Here is a 19,650-nt window from a genome sequence, read left to right on the forward strand (position 1 = left end):
AGCCCTTACTATGTCTTCTAAAAAGCTCGTTTTCTTGCGGTTTCATCGGAGCAAAGACTGTTGCACTGCAATAGCCCTGAAGGCTTCTAAATATAAGGCGTCCGACAGGTCGGAAGTAACAGACTGCTGCTTGAAGTCTGCAAGATTAGATACAGTCATTTAGAAAAAATTTGGTAACTTTGTTCGCTTTAATTGAAAGTAATGCTGTATGACTCCTGATTTCTCCTACGACGTTTTGGTTATTGGGGCCGGCCACGCCGGCTGCGAAGCGGCGTATGCTGCGGCAACGATGGGCGCAAACACGTGCCTCATCACGATTGATATGAATAAGATCGCGCAGATGAGTTGCAATCCGGCTATAGGTGGGATTGCCAAAGGACAAATCGTACGCGAGATCGATGCTCTCGGCGGATTGATGGGGGAAATCACAGACTTGGCAACGATACAGTTTCGTATTCTTAACCGCTCTAAGGGGCCGGCTATGTGGAGCCCGCGTGCACAGTGCGACCGAATGCAATATAGTTTGGCAATGCGCGAACGCTTGGAGCAAACGCCCAATCTTCACATTTGGCAAGATGAGGTGACGGAGCTTTTAGTGGAGCACGAACGAGTCGTAGGTGTACGCACGATTTGGGATATTGTATTTCAAGCAAAAGCAGTTATTATTACGGCCGGTACATTCCTCAACGGCCTGATGCACATTGGGCGCAAAATGGTTGAAGGCGGGCGCTGCGCTGAGCCGGCAGCGAAGTTTTTAACCGATTCCATCGCGAAAAACGGCATTTCCTACGCTCGGATGAAAACAGGAACACCCGTTCGCATCGACGCCCGCTCGGTTCATCTTGACGAAATGGAGATTGAGCCGGGCGAGATGGACTTTCATCGTTTCAGCTACATCGGTACTGAGCGAAAACTGAAGCAGATGGTCTGCTGGACTTGCTATACGAATCCGGAAGTCCACGCTGTTTTGGAAAAGGCACTCCCGGATTCTCCATTATATAATGGTCAAATCGACAGCATCGGTCCGCGTTACTGCCCAAGCATAGAAACAAAACTCGTAACCTTTCCGGATCGAGAGCAGCACCCGCTCTTCTTGGAACCGGAAGGAACTTCGACAAACGAACTCTACCTCAACGGCTTCTCTTCGAGCCTTCCGCTCCACGCGCAGTTGGAGGCGCTAAGAAAGATTCCGTGCTTCCGAGATGTGGCGTTGTTCCGGCCGGGCTACGCAATAGAATATGACTTCTTCGACCCAACGCAACTCAAGCATACGCTGGAATCGAAAGTTATCAATGGTCTCTTCCTCGCCGGACAAGTAAATGGCACGACCGGCTATGAAGAAGCGGCTGGCCAAGGCCTTGTTGCAGGCATCAATGCTGTGCTCCTCCTCAGCGGCCGTCCGGCATTCACGCTACGAAGAGACGAAGCCTATATTGGCGTGCTCATCGATGATTTAGTCACGAAAGGCGTGGACGAACCATATCGTATGTTTACGTCACGCGCGGAGTATCGCATTTTGCTCCGACAAGACAATGCGGACATTCGTCTCACACCCTATGCGATTCAATTTGGTTTAGCTTCTTCTGAACGGATTCACCGGTTTGAATCTAAGAAAGCACAACTCGAAAACATTATAACTACAGCGCAGTATACATCGATTAAACCGGACAATATCAATACTTACCTAGAAGAAATCGGAAGCACACTACTCCGCCGCGGATGCAAAGCTTACGATCTTGTAACTAGGCCGGAAATTACTTTGTCCGAACTCGCCAAACATACGCCGGCGCTTTCCAAAACATTAGACGCGGTTTCATCAGATCGCGAAGAAACAATCGAAGCAGCAGAAATAGAAATAAAATACAGCGGTTACATCGCCCGTGAGCGCCAATTGGCCGACAAAATACAACGCTTAGAAAATATAAAAATACGCGGAGTCTTCGATTATTCGACATTACACCAACTATCGACAGAAGCGCGCCAAAAACTTTCAAAGATCGACCCGGAAACATTAGCACAAGCGAGTCGCATTCCTGGCATTTCACCATCCGACATTAGTGTGCTATTACTTTTGAGCGGGCGCTAAATAACGCAAAAAGAAAGCATCGAAAACAAGATAAAATTACGATGGAATCGCACAAAACAAAGAAAGATAAAAACGAGTTTCACGTGAAACAAAGCAAAGAGAATACCACTAAATACAACGTTTTATGAACGAAAAACTGTTACTCGAAAATCTGAGGAACGTACCTGATTATCCCAAAAAAGGCATCCAGTTTCAAGATGTCTCCACGCTCTTCAAAAACTCCGCATGCCTCCAAGAGATGAAGCAAGAGCTACTCCGCCTCTATCAAGATAAAGGGATCACAAAAGTGATCGGCATAGAGTCGCGCGGTTTTGTGATGGGTTCCATCTTAGCCGCCGAATTGGGCGCAGGTTTTGTAATGGCGCGCAAGCCGGGAAAGTTACCAGCGCAGACACTGAAAGAAACTTACAAGAAAGAGTATGGGTACGATGAAATCGAAATCCACTCGGACGCAATCACATCCGATGACACCGTACTCATACACGACGATCTTTTAGCTACAGGCGGAAGTATGGAGGCTGTATATAAATTGTGTCAGCGCTTTAATCCGCGCCACATCTACGTAAACTTCCTCATCGAACTTGCGATGGAAGGACTGAACGGCCGCGAAGCGCTTGGAGCAAATAAAGATATCACGACGCTGATTACCGTCAGTCGTTAATTGAACGGCAGCTGTGTCGGACAGCGCAAAGATTTAATAGAATGACGAAAGAAGAAACGGCGGCGATAAAAGAATATCTAAAAGGCATTGTCAGTAATTTGCCCGAAAAGCCCGGCTGCTATCAATATTTGAACGCAGACGGGAAGATTATATATGTGGGCAAGGCAAAGAACCTTAAGCGCCGCGTTTCGTCCTATTTCACAAATCCGAAGCAAAGTTTTAAGACGCAACATCTCGTCCCGAAGATTCGCGACATTCGCTACGTTGTCGTCAACACGGAAGAGGACGCGCTGCTTTTGGAAAACAATCTGATCAAGCGCTACAAGCCCCACTACAACGTGTTGCTGAAGGACGACAAAACCTACCCGTCCATCGCCATCAGCAACGAGTATTTGCCGCGCGTTTTCAAAGTGAGAAAGCGCGCAGGCAAGGGCGCGACATTCTTTGGCCCGTATAGTCACGTCCCAACAATGTATGCGCTGCTCGAACTCTGCCACAAACTTTATCGGCCTCGGCCTTGCCGCACGCCGATGACAAAAGAAGGCGTTGAAAGCGGAAAATACGATCTATGCCTCGAATACCACATTGGCAATTGTGCAGCGCCGTGCGTCGGGAAGCAGACTTGGGACGACTACAACAAGAATATTGCTGCCTGCAAAGAGATTTTGCGCGGCAACACCGCAGAATTGGAGCGCAACATCAAGGCCCGAATGCTCGAAGAAGCCGAACATTTACGCTTTGAAGCCGCCGAAGCACTCAAACAACAATACTTGTTGCTCTCCAATTACCGCGCCAAAAGCGAAATTGTCTCCAGCGTAATCCATAACCTCGATGTTTTCAACATTGAGAGTGAGGAAAAAGTGGCCTACATCAACTATCTGCACGTCACGAACGGCAACATCACACAGGCCTTCACATTTGAATATAAGAAGCGTTTGGGCGAGAGCGACGAAGAACTGCTTTCACTCGGCATTGTCGAAATGCGCGCGCGCTACCACAGTCAATCAGCTGAGATTGTCGTGCCTTTCGCTTTAGACTTACCGGAAAGTTACGCCACGCAAACCATTCCTCAAAAAGGAGATAAGAAAAAACTCCTCGAACTGTCCAAACTCAACGTCAAGCAATACAAGTTTGACCGCCTCAAGCAAGCCGACAAACTCAATCCGGAGCAAAAATCCGTGCGCTTGATGCAAGAAATACAGCGCGAATTAGGCCTTTCGCAACTCCCCTACCGCATAGAATTGTTCGACAATTCAAATCTGCAAGGAAGCGATGCCGTAGCCGCCTGCGTAGTCTTCGAAAAATTGCGCCCGGCAAAGAAAGCATACCGCAAGTACAATATAAAAACCGTCAGCGGGCCCGACGATTACGCCTCGATGCAAGAAGTCGTCCGCAGGCGTTACACCCGCTTGATCGAAGAAGGACAACCACTGCCCAACCTCATCATAGCCGACGGCGGAAAAGGACAAATGGAAGTCATACGTCAAGTTGTGGAGGACGAACTCAAGCTCTCCATCCCCATTGCCGGTTTAGCGAAAGACGACCATCACCGCACGCGCGAACTCCTCTTTGGTTTCCCGCCTTTGAGCATAGGAATGAAAGCCGACAGTTATCTTTTTCGCCTCCTAACGAGCATGCAAGACGAAGTACATCGCTTCGCCATCACCTTCCATCGCCAGAAGCGCAGCAAGCGTCAGACCGCCTCGCGCTTAGATCAAATAGCCGGCGTAGGCGAGAAGACAAAATCCCTACTCCTGCAAAAATTTGGCAGTCTGAAGCGCATTGAAGAAGCCACTTGCCCCCAGCTGCAAGCCGTATTAGGCACAAAAAGAGGGGCCAAACTCTTCGAAAACCTCCACCAAATGGCCGCTAATCAGGAATAAAAGCTTACTTTTGTTCGACGTGAGCGCTCTCCCGCTCTATCAAAGCAACGATAGCAAGAATGAAGACAGTAATCCAGCGCGTCAAATACGCCTCCGTCACCATCGATGGTAAAGTTACGGCCCACATTGATCAAGGCCTGCTTATCCTCCTCGGCATCGCGACCGATGACGACCGCACCGCAGCCGATTGGCTCGCCCGCAAGGCCGCCGCACTCCGCATTTTCGATGACGAAAACGGCGTAATGAATAAGGACATACAAGAGATCAACGGCCAAATATTGGTCGTGAGCCAGTTTACCCTGCTCGCGAGTTACAAGAAAGGCAACCGCCCCTCTTATATCCACGCCGCCGGCCACGAAACGGCCATACCGCTTTACGAGCACTTCATCGCCCAACTCGCCGCCTTGACCGGCCAGCCCATTGTCACGGGCACATTTGGCGCAGATATGAAAATCGAACTCCTCAATGATGGCCCGGTCACCATCTGTATGGACACCAAGCATAAAGAGTAAACACGGCCACCCTAAAGTATCACCCTATGCAGGAAAAGCCTCTACCCGCCCCCAACGAGAGTCCGACGCTACACGAGGCGCAAGCCCTTGTGGACACGTGGATCAAGACCTACGGCGTTCGCTACTTTAGCGAACTCACCAATATGGCCTGCCTGACCGAGGAAGTCGGCGAATTGGCCCGCATCATCGCCCGCCGCTACGGCGACCAATCGTTTAAGGCCGGCGAAGTGCAAGATCCGGCCGACGAGATGGCCGATATTCTTTGGGTGCTTCTCTGTTTGGCCAACCAAACCGGCACAGACCTCAGCGAAGCCTTTCGCCGCAACCTTGAGAAAAAGACCAAGCGCGACGGCACACGCCATTTGAACAATCCAAAACTAAAAAACAATACACAACAATAACATGACACTACACGAACACCATCATGATCACGCGCACGAAAAAGGCGCAGACAAGTACGAACAAGCATTCAGCAAGTACAACCTCCATCTGCACGACGAAAACGTCGCAGAACGCGTAAAAAACCTATTAGCGAGCGCACGGGAGCAGTATAATACGCCCGAAGTATTGGAATTTCTCCTCAGCACCGTGGAATTGACGACGCTGAAGGTGACTGATAGCGACGAAAGCGTACTCCGAATGGTCGAGAAATACAACCGCGTGGCCGAGGACTATCCCACACTCCCCCACTTCGCCTCTATTTGCGTCTACCCGCGCTTTGCGCAGATCGTAGCGCAGTCGCTCGAGGTAGAAGGCACGGAAGTAGCCTCCGTTGTGGGCGCATTCCCCTCATCGCAGTCTTTTATCGAAATCAAAACAGCTGAAACGGCACTGGCCGTGCACGATGGTGCGACGGAGTGCGATATGGTTCTGAGCGTTGGCGCCTTTCTTTCCGGCGACTATGAAACGTGTGCCGACGAGATCAGCGAGATTAAGGCGGCTTGCGGCGAAGCGCAACTCAAAGTAATCTTGGAAACGGGGGCACTACAAACGGCTGAAAACATCAAACGGGCAAGCATTTTGGCGATGTATGCCGGTGCAGATTTCATCAAGACGTCTACAGGAAAAATCGAGCCTTGCGCTACGCCTGAGGCGGCTTACGTAATGTGCGAAGCGATCAAGGAATATCACGCTCAAACGGGGCGTATGGTCGGCTTCAAGGCAGCCGGCGGCGTCAGCACTCCGGAAGATGCGCTCAACTACTATACCATCGTCCGCGAACTCTTGGGCGAGGATTGGTTGAAGGCGAATTTGTTCCGCATCGGCACGAGTTCACTCGCTCCGCGCTTGATCAAAGCCGTCACGGGCGAGGATGTAGGCAAGTTTTAAGCCCGCTCGCCGCCTTACGGCGCACGCATAGAGCTACATACCCGATTAGGCGTTTCGACGCGTCTGATCGGGTATTTTTGTATACTAAAACGCAACCGGAATATCTTTTATGGTGGCGTAAACCTGCAATCCTATAATGCGGACGAAGCCGAACGCAGTAAACGTTTATGGGTAAATGGGCTACGCAAACTTGCTTTATACCTCCCGGAGTGTATTATTAGACGCCTAAGCGGCGTTTTGAATTGCCTGGCGCGGTATAGATGAGTTTGCGCTCACGATAAAAAAGGTGTACGCTCACGAGAGTAAGGGTGTACACTCGTGATAAAAAGGGTCTACACTCGTGAGCGTACACGCCATAAACAATTCGTCATCGCAGGTAAGTGGGTTATTGTGGGCGTAAAGCCTTATCATTATTAGTAGAGAGATTGTATTATCTAATTGATTATGTGACGTTTATCATTTCATACTTGGATTCGGACGTTTTGAAAGACCAACCCTAAGGGGTTGCTCAAATGCGACGCGTCGTAGACAGGGTTAAAGTGAAAAGCACTTTAACCCTGCCCTGCCAAGAGACTAACCCCAATGGGGTTATTTGTGGGTGGTAAATGCGGGGAACAAAATAGAGGCATAAGTAATTGGTAATTGAAGAATAAAAGAAAAAAACAGAGGAAAATAAGTGAGGCAGTAAGAGCAAGAAAAGGGGGTATAAAATCAAAAAAAATAAACCTAATAAAGTTATTTACAAGCGTCGAGCACAGGACATCCGAGCTGAATTCGATAAAGTAAAACAACAACCCCTTAGGGTTGGTCTTTTGGTAGGCCGGGGTTAAGTTGCGTAGCGGCTTAACCCTGGATAAGCAGGCACACATCGTGCTCAACCCCATAGGGTTGGTCTTTTATCGTGGCAGGGTTGAGGAGCGGAGCGGCAACCCAGCCACTAACGACGCATGTCGTTGATCTTGTCGATTGTTATTTGGAGGGTGTCCGTTGCGTTTGGACGAGTGGATGTTTTTGAAAGACCAACCCTAAGGAGTTGTCAACGTTGGGGCGCGTTAGGCAGGGTTAAGCCGCTTCGCACCTTAACCCTGCCCTGCCAAAAGACTAACCCCGATGGGGTTATTTGCGGCGAAGGGCGTGGGCGAGCGGAGTTGCGTATTAACAACCGAAGCTATGGTATTGTAATCGTGAGGTTTGATGGGAGGCTTTGTAGATAGAAGGATGTCGGCATTGTTTGAAATGATTAGTAGGTCAAATCTAATGTGCATTTATACAACAATGGGGCGTGCATAATTCGACCCCGATGCCACAAATTGCAACAACAACCCCTTAGGGTTGGTCTTTTGGCAGGCCAGGGTTAAGTGGCGAAGCTACTTAACCCTGGATAATTCGATGGAAAACAGTGCAACCCCATCAGGAGTTGGTCTTTTGCAGTGGCAGGGTTGAGGAGAGAAGCGGCAACCCGGCCACTAACGACGTGAGTCGTTGTTGAAGTGATGGGAGGGTAATGATTTATGCATTGCGTTTGGATTGCTGATGTTTTTTGAAAGACCAACCCTAAGGGGTTGCCAATGCTTGTGTGCGTTAGGCAGGGTTAAGCCGCTTCGCACTTAACCCTGCCCTACCTAAAGACTAACCCCGATGGGGTTATTTAAGACGGGGTTTGTGTGGGATAGGATGTGTGTGTATGTACGTTTGAAAGTTCGGCGAGTGATAGCAGAAAAAGCAAGCATTTGGAAAGGCTAAAAACAAAAAGAAATAGGCCTCATAGCCTCAAAAAAAAAGAACCTTAATGGGGTTAAAGTAGGAGAAAAGATACAGGTAAGAAGATGGTCGGATAAGAAATTGGTTCATAGTCGAGTAAAAGAAAAAGAGCGATCGATCGGAGAAGGTGGGAAGCATTAGAAAATGGGCCTTGTAGCCTCAAAAGATCAATTAAAATGAGGAGATAGGCGAACGGAGAGGGAAGGAAAATGGGACTTGTCCGACAAAAAGAGGCATTGCAATGGAGAGGTTAGGGGTGACGATGGCGCTAAGTAGCAAGGAGTGTGGGCAATCTACACGGGTGAGAACAAAAATAGGACTTTCTCGAATGAAAGTCCTACACTTAAATTTTTCAACAAGGTCCGAGCGGTTGAAAGCCCAATGGTTGTTTATAATTTGCGATCAATCGTATACTCCAAATAAGCAGCTAATGAACGCCTTACGGCTTCGTCTGGGAAGGCATTGAGCACTTGGGCGGCTTCTTTCCGAAGCTCCTCCATGCGCTGATGAGCATAGTCGATTCCGCCTGAACCTTTCGTGAAATCAACCAAACTTTTAATCTCTTCAGGCGTTGCCGTAGAATCTTTAACGTGCGCTACCCACGTTTGCACGTCGGTGCGGTTTGTATGGTTAAGCGCATAGATGGCCGGCAGGGTAAGTTTGCCCTCCATCAAGTCGTTGCCGGTAGGTTTACCAATGGTTTCGTCGTCGTAATAATCAAAAATATCGTCGCGTATCTGGAAGCAAAGTCCTATGATCTCGCCGAACGTGGCCGCCTGCTCTACCGTAGCCGGCGCGCAGTCGGCACTGATCGCTCCCAAGCGGGTACAAGCCGCAAAAAGGGCAGCCGTCTTGTGACGAATGACGTCGAAATACGCCTCTTCCGTGGCTACAGATTGGCGAATGTTGGCCAGTTGCTTCACCTCGCCTTCGGCTAATGTGCCGCCCAAACGCGCTACGATTTCTACGATACGCAGGTCGTCAGTGAGATAAGCTTGATGCAAGGATTTGGAAAGGAGATAATCGCCTACGAGCACGGCTACCTTATTGCCAAACAAGGCATTGACGCTGGCTTGTCCGCGTCGCTCGCCGCTGTCGTCGACTACATCGTCGTGGATCAAACTGGCCGTATGCAGGAGTTCGAGCGTGACGGCCGAGCGCAAGGTTTTCTCGCTAATGGGCGCGAAAGCCTTGGCCGCGAGGAGTACTAAGATGGGGCGCATCATCTTGCCGTTGCGCCGACGCATATGGCTGAGCGCCTGACCCAAAAAATCATCCTCGTGGGTAAGGGATTCGGCAAAAAGACGGGCGTACTCGTTAAGTTCTGCCTCGATGGGGCGACGTATTTCAGCAAGTTTGTCCACTTTCATTCGCTGGTTTAGGTGACAAAAGTACGAATAAAAAGCCAACAGACGGATTCTTTTCCGTAAATTTACCGATAATTTGACCACGAAACTGCCCTGCGCAGCACTGAATCATGAAGAGACTTTTCTTATTGGACGCTTATGCGCTCATTTATCGGGCTTATTATGCCCTCATACGTAGTCCGCGTATCAACTCGAAAGGAGAAAATACGTCGGCCATCTATGGTTTTGTAAATACACTGGAGGATATTCGACGCAAAGAGGCGCCCGATATGCTCGCCATCGCATTTGACCCTTCAGGACCGACATTTCGCCACGAGGCTTACCCTGATTATAAGGCGCAGCGGGAAGCGACGCCGGAGGATATTAAGCGCTCCGTGCCCATCATTAAAGACATTATCCGCGCGTACAACATTCCCATTATCGAGGTGAAGGGTTTCGAAGCTGACGACGTGATCGGAACGGTGGCTAAACGGGCTGCGGCAGAGGGCATTGAGGTTAGAATGGTCACGCCGGACAAAGATTATGCGCAATTGGTAGGACCGAACGTGCTGATGCAGCGACCGGGTCACGGCAATGCGCCTTGGGAGATTTTGGGTGTGGAAGAGGTTTGCCAAAAATATGGGCTGACGGATCCGAAACAGGTCATCGACTACTTGGCTTTGATGGGTGATGCGGCCGATAACATACCGGGGTGTCCGGGCGTGGGACCTAAAACGGCCACTACTTTGATTCAGCGCTTCGGAAGTATAGAAAACTTGCTCGAACATACGGACGAATTGAAAGGGGCGCAACGGCAAAAGGTGGAAGACAACGTGGACAAAATTCGTTTCTCGAAATTCTTGACGACAATCAAGACGGACGTGCCGCTCGACGTAAATTGGGAAACGTGGAAATTGACAGAGCCGGACTTCGACCAACTGCAACCGATTTTTGAAGCGCTCGAATTTCGCACGTTTTTGAGCCGCTGGCAGAAAAGTCAAAATTTGCAAAAAAATCAAGCCATCCAAGGCGATCTCTTTGCGATGCTTGCGGACGAAGATGCGGGCGACGCAAAAGAATCCAGTATTTCGACCTTAGAAAACACGGAGCACGAATATCATCTGCTTGATAACGAGGATGAAATACGAGATTTTTGTGCACAATTATTGACATTTGAAAAAGTTGCGTTAGATACGGAAACGACAGATAAGGAGGCGATCAAGGCAAAATTGGTTGGTATGAGTTTTTCTACGGCTCCGGGGCGCGCATGGTACATTCCGGTTTCACGTGAAACGGATACGGTCAAAGCGCGCTTGGAACTCCTTCGCCCATTTTGGGAAAAGGCGGACGTTTTGATTGTTGGGCAGAATCTGAAATACGATCTCACGGTGCTGGCTTCTTATGGTGTGAAACCTAAGGGCCGACTTTTCGACACGATGTTGTCCCATTATGTTGTGCAACCGGAACTGGCGCACAACATGGACTACTTGGCGAGCGTCTATCTCAACTATCGTCCGATTCCGATCGAACAGTTGATCGGGCCGAAGGGACGTGGGCAACGCAATATGGGAGATTTGGACCCGAAAGACGTATTTGAGTATGCCTGCGAAGACGCTGACGTCACGCTGCGGCTGATGGCGCCGCTCGAAAAGGCGATGCGCGAGAACGGGGTCGAACAAATCTTCTATGATATTGAGATGCCTTTGATGCCGGTCTTGGCGCGGATGGAGCGCAACGGCGTTTGCCTCGACACCAATGCCCTGCAAGAGATCAGCAGCGAGTTTACGGCGCGTATGGTCAAGCTGGAAGCGGAAATATATCAGTTGGCGGGCCACCCGTTTATGATTACCTCGCCGAAACAAGTGGGCGAGGTGCTTTTCGGCGAACTTAAAATCGACGAGAAGGCGAAAAAGACGAAGAGCGGCCAATACTCGACCTCGGAAGAAGTGCTCGTGCGCCTCTCTCACAAGCATGAAATTGTCGGGAAGATACTGGCGCATCGCGGACTCAAGAAGCTGTTGAGCACGTATGTGGAAGCCTTGCCCAAACTTGTGAATCCGCAGACGGGACACTTGCACACGACGTTTAATCAAGCGGTTACGTCGACGGGGCGCTTATCTTCGAGCAACCCGAACTTGCAAAATATTCCGGTGCGTGGGGAAGACGGACGCGAGATTCGGAAAGCGTTTATTCCGGAAGCGGGCGACGTATTTTTCAGTGCGGACTACTCGCAGATAGAGTTGAGAATAATGGCCCATCTCAGTAAAGACCCGCACTTAATCGAGGCTTTCAAAAAGGGGGAGGACATTCACGCCGCCACGGCCGCACGCATTTTCAAGAAGGACTTGTCGGAGGTGAGCCGCGACGAGCGCCGGAAGGCGAAAACCGCGAACTTCGGCATCATTTACGGGATCTCGGCCTTCGGGCTCGCAGAGCGGATGGATGTAAGTCGGACGGAGGCGCGCGAACTCATAGATAATTATTTCTCTACCTACCCTAAAGTAAAGGAATATATGGATAGCAGCATCGAAAAAGCGCGTCGGCGCGGCTATATCGAAACTGCCTTTGGCCGGCGTCAATATTTGGCCGACATCAATTCGCACAACGCCGTCGTGCGTGGCTATGCGGAGCGCGTAGCTGTGAATGCGCCTATCCAAGGGACGGCGGCCGACATTATCAAGCTGGCTATGATTCGCATAGATCAAAGGTTGCGCGCAGAGGGGTTGAAAACCAAGATGATCCTGCAAGTACACGACGAATTAAACTTCAGCATTCCGCCCGCAGAATTGGAATGCGCGAAAGCCATCATCGTTTCTGAAATGGAAAGCGCTTATCAAATGAGCGTCCCCTTAGAAGCCGACTGCGGCACGGGCAAGAACTGGCTCGAGGCGCACTGATTTTACGCGCCCTACCCTACGCGCTGCATCAACAATAGATAGAAATCGCACACTGAAAATTAACGTCAGTGTGCGATTCCATTATTATGAAAAAACACTACTCAACTTATGAAAACTCATAAGTAAGAACAGTCCAATTATTACGCGGGATTCTTCACCGCCTCTCCGAGTTGGCGGCCCAATTCACGCGCTTTTTCGAGCACTTCAGCCTTAGCGCCTTGTTTCCATTCAAGGCCTGTGCCCACTTCCTCCATTTTCATGGTCTCATTGTAAGCGCGCAGGATCTTTACAGCTTGTCCTGCCCACGAGAAACCGCCAAAAATAGCCAACTTGTGGTGACTTACTTCGCGTTCGGCCAAATGTTTTACAAACTCATCCACACAAGAAAAGAGTCCGGTGTTGTACGTAGGTCCGCCAATCGCCACGCCGCGATATCTAAACACATCGCGCAAGACGCCGGACGGCTGCGAAACGCTCAAGTTGTGAACAATAATATTGCGGATACCGGCTTCAGCCACGCCCTCTGCGATAGCCTCCGCCACGAGTTGCGTATTGCCATACATCGACCCATAGCAGATCACTACACCCTCGCTCGTTTCGCCCGCACTCAAGCGGTGATACGTCTCGATGATGCGCGGAATATTCTCCGTCCAAACCGGGCCGTGCGTCGAGCAGATCATATTCATCTCCAACCCGCCCAATTTCTTCAACGCCGCCTGTACGGGTTTCGCGTATTTGCCAAGAATCGCCGCGTAATAGCGCTCCATCTCCGGAATATAGCGTTCGATGTCCATCGTCGTATCGAGCACGTGGCCGTTCAAAGCGCCGAAACAGCCGAACGCATCGCCCGAGAAGAGCACCTTTTGCTCCACGCAGTACGTCACCATCGTCTCCGGCCAATGCAGCATCGGGACGAGATGGAAGCGCAGCGTCGTGTTGCCAAGCGAAAGTTCTGAGCCCTCTTTAACCTCTACATCATCTTCTGTGGTCAATCCATAGAAGCCACCAATCATATCAAACGTCTTCTTGTTGCCCACAAGCTTCACTTCAGGGTAGTATTTGCGGATATAAGCTATACTACTGGAGTGATCAGGCTCCATATGGTTCACGACGAGGTAATCTATGGGCCGCTCGCCCAAGATTTCGCGAATTTTATCCAAGAAAATTGGGAAGAAATCAGCCTCTACCGTGTCGATAAGCGCCACTTTTTCGTCAACAACAAGGTAAGAGTTGTAAGAGACGCCGTGAGGCAAGAGCCAGAGTCCTTCAAAACGATGCTTCACGCGGTCGTTTACACCGACGTAATGGATATTGTTTGTTAGTTTCATATTATTATACGATTGTCATTGCGCAAAGATAAGTCAAAAACACACAACATGCACGGATTCAGCGAGGCAAAATCTCGCCAAATGCAAAAAAACGCGCAAACCGACAAGCCGCTGCCGCCTGCCGGTTTGTATTTTCAGTTATCGCCCCCTTAACCCCGCCGGCGTTCAGCGCAGCATCGAGCATCCAAGGCGCTTTTCACCGATCCGGCTCCGCCTTCAAGTCCCCCATCTGCCGCCGCTGCACTTCGTTTGCTCCCACCAAACGATCGTATGCTGCCGCCAAACCATAGTTTGCTCCCACCAAACGATGGTTTGCTGCCGGCAAACAACAAAAAGGCTTGATGACGGTAAGCGAAAGCGGGGCGGCAGCGCGCCCGATACAGTCTGTCGCGCAGCCAACTTTACGCTACTTTTCCGCAAGGCCATCAAAGGCACAAAGCGGCGAGAACTTAACGCAAGGCAAAGGAGCGAGAAGCATCCTAAAGGGCACGATAAGACAAATGGTTTTTATACTTTATGCTGCTCTAACGCAATATTTTAAGGCCAAGACGGGGCCACCTCGAAAAATTGTAAGACCTTTGCAAAAACGGGCCGACGAAAGATCGCGCCGGCCACTTCTTTGTATCCTCAAAAATCAACAACGATGAAACGAATCAGACCATTTCGCCTCGCCGTGTGCCTCCTGATGGGCGCCGGCGCCATCCTGAGCAGTTGTACGAGCGACGAGCCCACCCCCCTACCCAAGCCAAACTTGCCGGGGCGGCAGGGCGTTGTCATCATCAACCAAGGCAATGCTTACACGAACCTTCCGGGAAGTTTGGATTACGTAGATTTTCAGCACGACACCAAACAGCAGGGCGTCTTTGCGCAAGCCAACGGCGGCAATAGCTTGGGCATGTCGCCGCAAAACGGCATTGCCTATGGCTCAAATATATACCTCGCCGTCTATGGCGACAACCTTGTGCGCGTGATTGACCGCACGACGTTTCGCCAGAAAGCCACGATCAGCATCAGTCAGCCCGAAGCCGTCTACGCCGGCGCCGGAAGCGTTTACGTGGCCGACAATACGGGCTACGTAACGCGCTTTGATACGCTCTCATGGAGCAAGCAGGCTTCCGTAGCGGTAGGGCCGAATCCGGCAGCTTTGGCGGGGGCTAACGGCTTACTATATGTGAGCATTTCCGACGGATATAATTCGTCGGGGGGCTATGCCAACGGCTTCCGCGTGGTGCGTTTAGATCCGCGGACCTTGCAGAAGCGCGACGAAATCAAGGTGGGTATGAATCCCGGCGAACTCTGCGCCGACGCCAATGGGACGGTCTACGTCGTCTGTCGAGGCGACTATGGCGCAACGCCGTCGCGCATCTGGTGGATTAGGAGTGACGGCGCCGCACGCGACTACTGCGATGGCACACACATAGCCACACACGGCTACGACCTTGTCGTTGTCAACTCCGTGACCGACTGGACGACGTATCAGACAAAGATCAATTCGGCGCTGTACCACAACCGAATGATGATCTCCGCTCAGCCGGCGCGCAAAGATTATTTTTCGGCTTATCCGGGAAGCGTGACGCGGGTGCAAATCAATCCGGCTTCGGGTGAAATCTTTATGTGTGGCGATACAAGTGCGACGGGCTATACGCAAAACGGCTACGTCTTTCGCTATGATTGGATCGGCCGCGTGAAGGAGCAGATCAATACGGGCATTCATCCGTTCGGCCTCATTTTTATTTGAGCATCGGCCGACAAACGGCAGCCTTTTCCGCCTCTTTTTTCAATGCGCATCAAGCCCATTCGGCAGGCGGGTGCACGAGATGGAGACGCTCGCCACACCGCACAAACGCTTCTCCCCCATCGCCGGCTTTGACGATTGGCATGTTCAGTCCTGATCCGCGCGAAGTCATAAGAAAGCGGAAATAGAGACGCGCAAATGGGCGCATCTCCCGAAAAAAGCGTAAATTTGCCCTACATCAGGCGGCGGCCGCGCTTCCTTCGCAAGGCAGCGTGGGGCGTCGGCCACCATTATTATAAGCATATTCTCCCCCAACCCATCTTTCCGGACCGCCCACGCGGCCTGACGCCGGCGCGGGGAAACTTCAAAGATAAGAGATAAGATTCATGAGTTTACAATGCGGCATCGTAGGCCTGCCCAATGTGGGCAAATCCACACTATTCAATTGTTTGAGCAACGCTAAGGCGCAGTCGGCAAATTTTCCCTTTTGCACGATCGAACCAAATGTAGGCGTCATCACCGTCCCCGACGAGCGTCTGAATCGCTTGGCCGAACTTGTTCACCCGGGGCGCATCGTGCCGACCACGGTTGAGATCGTCGACATCGCCGGTTTGGTGAAAGGCGCCTCGAAAGGTGAAGGATTGGGCAATCAATTCTTAGGCAATATTCGCGAGACGGATGCCATTATTCACGTCCTGCGCTGCTTTGACGACGATAACGTAGTTCACGTAGACGGTAGTGTGGACCCGATTCGCGATAAAACGATTATCGACACCGAACTCCAACTCAAAGACTTGGAAAGCATTGAGAGCCGACTGCCGAAGGTGGAGAAAATTGCGCAAATGGGCAATAATAAGGACGCCAAGGTAGAGTATGAAGTGCTGAAGGCGTATAAAGAAGCGCTGGATCAAGGCAAGAGTGCGCGCACGGTGAGTTTTGAGACCAAGGAAGCGCAAAAAGCGGCCCACGATCTCTTCCTGCTGACGGCAAAACCCGTGCTTTATGTCTGCAATGTCGATGAGGCGAGTGCGGCAACGGGCAATGCTTACGTAGAACAGGTGCGCGAGGCGGTGAAAGACGAAGGGGCAGAGATCTTAGTCGTAGCTGCGCAAACGGAAGCCGACATCGCCGAACTGGAAACCTACGAGGAGCGCCGCGAATTTCTGAACGACGTGGGACTGGATGAGAGCGGCGTCAACCGTCTTATAAAGGCGGCTTACAAGATGTTGCAACTCGAAACGTTTATCACGGCCGGCGAAATGGAAGTGAAGGCCTGGACGTACCGCAAAGGCTGGAAAGCGCCGCAATGTGCGGGCGTGATCCACACCGACTTTGAGCGCGGCTTTATTCGTGCAGAAGTTATCAAGTATGATGACTATCTGAAATACGGCAGTGAAACCGCCGTGAGAGAAGCCGGCTTGCTCCACATCGAGGGCAAAGAATACGTCGTGCAAGATGGCGACATTATGCACTTCCGCTTCAACGTTTAAACGCACAAACTATGGTTTGGGATCCTGATATATACGCCTTTCACATCTTCGGATACGGTGTGCGCTGGTACGGCCTTTGGTGGGTGATCGGACTAATGATCGCTTATCTCGTCGTACAAAGACTCTATAAGCGCCAAGGGCTTGGCGATGAGAAGTTCGATAGCCTTTTTATCTACGCCTTCGTAGGTATTATCCTCGGCGCACGATTGGGTCACTGCCTGCTCTATGATCCGGCTTATTTTCTCACACATCCGCTCGAAATCTTCTTGCCTGCTGTGAAGGTCGACGGACATTGGCAGTTTACGGGCTTTACGGGTTTGGCCAGTCACGGCGGTACGCTCGGCCTAATGATAGCTTTGTGGCTCTACGTCAGAAAGACGAAGGTCAACTTGATGCGTGTGCTCGACAATATCGCAATTGCTACGCCGATAGCGGCGGCCTGCATACGTATGGGCAACTTCTGGAACTCAGAAATCGTAGGCAAGCCGACGACGTCGGCGCTTGGGGTGATTTTTGTGCAAAACCACGAAAATTTTGCCCGCTATCCGGGACAGCTGTTTGAGGCAGCGTTCTATTTTATATTGTTCCCCATCGGCCTTTTATTGTATCGCCAATACAAAGATAAGATCGCGACGGGCTGGTTCTTTGGTTGGGTGCTCACGTGCATCTTCTCTTTCCGCTTTTTCATTGAGTTTCTCAAAGAAGTGCAAGAGCCGTGGGAGCGCACGATGGTCTCTTACATCGGGATTAACCAAGGTCAGCTGTTGAGTTTGCCGTTTATTATTTTGGGCGTCTACTGTTGGACCGGCGGAAAGCGTTGCCGGCGCCTCGGCGAAAAGCCCCAATCGACTCAAAAGGCTTAAGCAGCGGGCCGACATCAAACATTTGCAATCAAACTTCTTTATTAGAATATCACTATGCGAAACAAATTATCCTTTCCCTTAGTCTTAGCTGCGACGCTTACGCTCACAGCCTGTAGCAAACTGGGCAATCTTACGGCAGATCGCTTTACTGTGACGCCGCAACCGCTCGAAGCGACCAACGGAAAAGTACCGGCAACGATTGCAGCGCGCTTTCCGGCAAAATATATGAAGAAGAAAGCCGTCATAACCATAACGCCGGTATTGCGTTATGCGAACGGCGAAACCACAGGTATGGCTGCGACGTTCAGAGGCGAGAATGTCTTGACCAATGATCAAATGGTGAGCTACGCAAATGGCGGCAATTATATGATGAAAACAAGTTTCGCTTATCGGCCGGAAATGGCTTCGAGCGAGCTGTTCCTGACTTTTGACGCGCATTTGGGTAAAAAAAGAGTGCGAATACCGGAAGTAAAAGTCGGATATGGCGTTTTGGCTACGGCAACCTTGCTGGAGCGCACCGCCGCTGAGACGCAGATGGCCCTTGGTGAGGATGCGTTCCAATATACTAAGGAACAGAAGCAAGAAGCGCAAATCCGCTATCTTATCCAACAAGCCAAAATTCGCAATTCGGAACTTAAAACGACGTCGATCCAAGACTTTATCCGCACGCTGAAAGACATTAAAGCCGACGGAAAAAGCTTAGAACTGAGCAACATTGAAGTTTCGGCCTACGCATCACCGGATGGCGGCATGAAACTCAATACTGACTTGGCTAAAAACCGCGAATCGTCGTCGTCAAACTACGTGAAGCAAGAGCTGAAGCGGCTCAAAATGGCCGGCAATGTTGAGGCAAAATATACGGCAGAAGACTGGGAGGGCTTCCAGCAACTCGTTTCGCAGAGCAATATCCAAGATAAGGACATCATTCTCCGCGTTCTGAGTCTTTATCCCGACCCTGAAGAGCGCGAAAGGCAGATTCGCAATCTCTCAGCAGGCTTCCGCGAGTTGGCAGATGAGATTTTGCCGGAACTACGCCGCGCCCGCTTGACGATAAATTACTTGCTAATCGGTCGCAGCGACGATGAAATACAAGCGCAATACGCTGCCGATCCCGCCAAACTTTCTATCGAAGAACTCCTTTACTATGCTACGCTGACGGAGTCAAAGGCGGAGCAGGAAAATATCTACCGCACGGCGACGCGTCTCTATCCTAACGACTACAGAGCCTACAATAATTTGGCCATTGCCGCTTATGAGCGCGCCGATTTCAATGCTGCCGAAGATTGGCTCCGACAAGCAGCGATGCGAAAAGGCAATGCGGCAGAAGTTAACGCCAACTGCGCCCTCCTTTCCTTGGCTAAAGGCGACATCGAAGGTGCTGAAAATTATTTAGGAAGCGCTGCCACAGCTAAAAATTATAACGCCGTGGCCGGCAATCTTAATATTGCACGCGGCAATTACGCGCAGGCAACAGCCGATTTGAAGGGCGTCAGATCCAACTCGGCCGCCTTGGCGCAAATCCTCAATAAGGATTACGTCGCAGCGCAAGAGACGCTCGACAAAGTAGTCCGCCCGACGGCAACGACCGACTATCTCAAAGCCATTCTCGCGATGCGGATGCGCCAATCTTCGACGGCGCTCACGCATCTCCGGAAAGCGATCGACAAAGATCCAGCTTTGCGCAGTCGCGCTGCCAACGATTTAGAATTTTCCGCCTTGTTTAACGACCCACAGTTTAAGCAAGCTGTAAAATAAACAA

Annotated in this window: 16 protein-coding genes; 12 read left to right on the plus strand and 4 right to left on the minus strand. The window is 50.7% G+C overall.

Annotated elements, in window-relative coordinates:
- Window positions 1–208: 208 nt before the first annotated feature.
- The 6 genes from mnmG (at window position 209) to deoC (ending at window position 6,471) form a co-directional block, all read left to right on the plus strand.
- Window positions 209–2,086, plus strand: a complete 1,878-nt coding sequence (gene mnmG, locus GCWU000325_RS08830; RefSeq protein WP_006256114.1) for a tRNA uridine-5-carboxymethylaminomethyl(34) synthesis enzyme MnmG — start codon at window positions 209–211, stop codon at window positions 2,084–2,086.
- A 124-nt stretch (window positions 2,087–2,210) separates the two neighbouring features.
- On the plus strand, window positions 2,211–2,747 hold the full coding sequence (locus GCWU000325_RS08835) for an adenine phosphoribosyltransferase (protein ID WP_006256116.1): 537 nt from the start codon (window positions 2,211–2,213) through the stop codon (window positions 2,745–2,747).
- Window positions 2,748–2,788: 41 nt separating this feature from the next.
- A complete protein-coding gene (uvrC, locus tag GCWU000325_RS08840) occupies window positions 2,789–4,630 on the plus strand; it encodes an excinuclease ABC subunit UvrC (protein WP_006256118.1) in 1,842 nt (613 codons plus the stop codon).
- 59 nt (window positions 4,631–4,689) lie between these two features.
- Window positions 4,690–5,142, plus strand: coding sequence for a D-aminoacyl-tRNA deacylase (dtd, locus tag GCWU000325_RS08845; protein ID WP_006256119.1), 453 nt, complete (start codon window positions 4,690–4,692; stop codon window positions 5,140–5,142).
- 26 nt (window positions 5,143–5,168) lie between these two features.
- Entirely contained in the window at window positions 5,169–5,543 is a 375-nt protein-coding gene (locus tag GCWU000325_RS08850; protein WP_006256120.1) for a nucleotide pyrophosphohydrolase, read from the plus strand.
- A 1-nt stretch (window position 5,544) separates the two neighbouring features.
- The gene (gene deoC, locus GCWU000325_RS08855; protein WP_006256121.1) at window positions 5,545–6,471 is read left to right on the plus strand and encodes a deoxyribose-phosphate aldolase; all 927 of its coding nucleotides are present in this window, start codon (window positions 5,545–5,547) and stop codon (window positions 6,469–6,471) included.
- Window positions 6,472–7,550: 1,079 nt separating this feature from the next.
- Here deoC and GCWU000325_RS12065 read toward each other — a convergent pair.
- Together GCWU000325_RS12065 and GCWU000325_RS08860 are read right to left on the minus strand one after the other, a co-directional pair.
- Window positions 7,551–7,736 carry a hypothetical protein gene (locus GCWU000325_RS12065; protein ID WP_154646632.1) on the minus strand — a complete coding sequence of 62 codons (186 nt, stop codon included), beginning with the start codon at window positions 7,734–7,736 and terminating at the stop codon, window positions 7,551–7,553.
- An 885-nt stretch (window positions 7,737–8,621) separates the two neighbouring features.
- Window positions 8,622–9,596 (minus strand): polyprenyl synthetase family protein, encoded by a 975-nt coding sequence (locus tag GCWU000325_RS08860; protein WP_040599769.1) that lies wholly within the window; start codon window positions 9,594–9,596, stop codon window positions 8,622–8,624.
- A gap of 113 nt (window positions 9,597–9,709) precedes the next feature.
- Here GCWU000325_RS08860 and polA point away from each other — a divergent pair, with 113 nt between their 5' ends.
- Window positions 9,710–12,475 (plus strand): DNA polymerase I, encoded by a 2,766-nt coding sequence (polA, locus tag GCWU000325_RS08865; RefSeq protein ID WP_006256126.1) that lies wholly within the window; start codon window positions 9,710–9,712, stop codon window positions 12,473–12,475.
- Between the two features lie 140 nt (window positions 12,476–12,615).
- Here polA and GCWU000325_RS08870 read toward each other — a convergent pair whose 3' ends face one another.
- Window positions 12,616–13,803: an FprA family A-type flavoprotein gene (locus GCWU000325_RS08870; protein ID WP_006256127.1), complete on the minus strand. Its 1,188-nt coding sequence runs from the start codon at window positions 13,801–13,803 to the stop codon at window positions 12,616–12,618.
- 196 nt (window positions 13,804–13,999) lie between these two features.
- Window positions 14,000–14,128, minus strand: coding sequence for a hypothetical protein (locus GCWU000325_RS12520; RefSeq protein WP_262480465.1), 129 nt, complete (start codon window positions 14,126–14,128; stop codon window positions 14,000–14,002).
- A 318-nt stretch (window positions 14,129–14,446) separates the two neighbouring features.
- On the opposite strand from GCWU000325_RS12520, the gene GCWU000325_RS08880 reads away from it, so the two are divergent.
- From GCWU000325_RS08880 to GCWU000325_RS08900, 5 genes are all read left to right on the plus strand, one after another.
- A complete protein-coding gene (locus tag GCWU000325_RS08880; RefSeq protein WP_006256130.1) occupies window positions 14,447–15,541 on the plus strand; it encodes a YncE family protein in 1,095 nt (364 codons plus the stop codon).
- A 195-nt stretch (window positions 15,542–15,736) separates the two neighbouring features.
- Entirely contained in the window at window positions 15,737–15,919 is a 183-nt protein-coding gene (locus tag GCWU000325_RS08885; protein ID WP_006256132.1) for a hypothetical protein, read from the plus strand.
- A gap of 5 nt (window positions 15,920–15,924) precedes the next feature.
- Entirely contained in the window at window positions 15,925–17,028 is a 1,104-nt protein-coding gene (gene ychF, locus GCWU000325_RS08890; protein ID WP_006256133.1) for a redox-regulated ATPase YchF, read from the plus strand.
- Between the two features lie 11 nt (window positions 17,029–17,039).
- The gene (gene lgt, locus GCWU000325_RS08895; RefSeq protein ID WP_006256134.1) at window positions 17,040–17,891 is read left to right on the plus strand and encodes a prolipoprotein diacylglyceryl transferase; all 852 of its coding nucleotides are present in this window, start codon (window positions 17,040–17,042) and stop codon (window positions 17,889–17,891) included.
- 54 nt (window positions 17,892–17,945) lie between these two features.
- Window positions 17,946–19,646, plus strand: coding sequence for a TPR end-of-group domain-containing protein (locus tag GCWU000325_RS08900; protein ID WP_006256135.1), 1,701 nt, complete (start codon window positions 17,946–17,948; stop codon window positions 19,644–19,646).
- Window positions 19,647–19,650: the final 4 nt, after the last annotated feature.

Origin of the sequence: Alloprevotella tannerae ATCC 51259 (genome assembly GCF_000159995.1) — a bacterium.
GTDB classification, from domain to species: Bacteria; Bacteroidota; Bacteroidia; order Bacteroidales; family Bacteroidaceae; genus Alloprevotella; species Alloprevotella tannerae.

Bases quoted from the DNA above. Each gene is read 5' to 3' on its own strand.
- GCWU000325_RS08885 (WP_006256132.1), top strand. From the start codon at position 15,737: ATGGGCGCATCTCCCGAAAAAAGCGTAAATTTGCCCTACATCAGGCGG.
- deoC (WP_006256121.1), top strand. From the start codon at position 5,545: ATGACACTACACGAACACCATCATGATCACGCGCACGAAAAAGGCGCA.
- GCWU000325_RS08880 (WP_006256130.1), top strand. From the start codon at position 14,447: ATGAAACGAATCAGACCATTTCGCCTCGCCGTGTGCCTCCTGATGGGC.
- GCWU000325_RS08900 (WP_006256135.1), top strand. From the start codon at position 17,946: ATGCGAAACAAATTATCCTTTCCCTTAGTCTTAGCTGCGACGCTTACG.
- GCWU000325_RS08850 (WP_006256120.1), top strand. From the start codon at position 5,169: ATGCAGGAAAAGCCTCTACCCGCCCCCAACGAGAGTCCGACGCTACAC.
- GCWU000325_RS12065 (WP_154646632.1), bottom strand. From the start codon at position 7,736: ATGCACATTAGATTTGACCTACTAATCATTTCAAACAATGCCGACATC.
- GCWU000325_RS08835 (WP_006256116.1), top strand. From the start codon at position 2,211: ATGAACGAAAAACTGTTACTCGAAAATCTGAGGAACGTACCTGATTAT.
- dtd (WP_006256119.1), top strand. From the start codon at position 4,690: ATGAAGACAGTAATCCAGCGCGTCAAATACGCCTCCGTCACCATCGAT.
- lgt (WP_006256134.1), top strand. From the start codon at position 17,040: ATGGTTTGGGATCCTGATATATACGCCTTTCACATCTTCGGATACGGT.
- ychF (WP_006256133.1), top strand. From the start codon at position 15,925: ATGAGTTTACAATGCGGCATCGTAGGCCTGCCCAATGTGGGCAAATCC.
- mnmG (WP_006256114.1), top strand. From the start codon at position 209: ATGACTCCTGATTTCTCCTACGACGTTTTGGTTATTGGGGCCGGCCAC.
- GCWU000325_RS08870 (WP_006256127.1), bottom strand. From the start codon at position 13,803: ATGAAACTAACAAACAATATCCATTACGTCGGTGTAAACGACCGCGTG.
- uvrC (WP_006256118.1), top strand. From the start codon at position 2,789: ATGACGAAAGAAGAAACGGCGGCGATAAAAGAATATCTAAAAGGCATT.
- polA (WP_006256126.1), top strand. From the start codon at position 9,710: ATGAAGAGACTTTTCTTATTGGACGCTTATGCGCTCATTTATCGGGCT.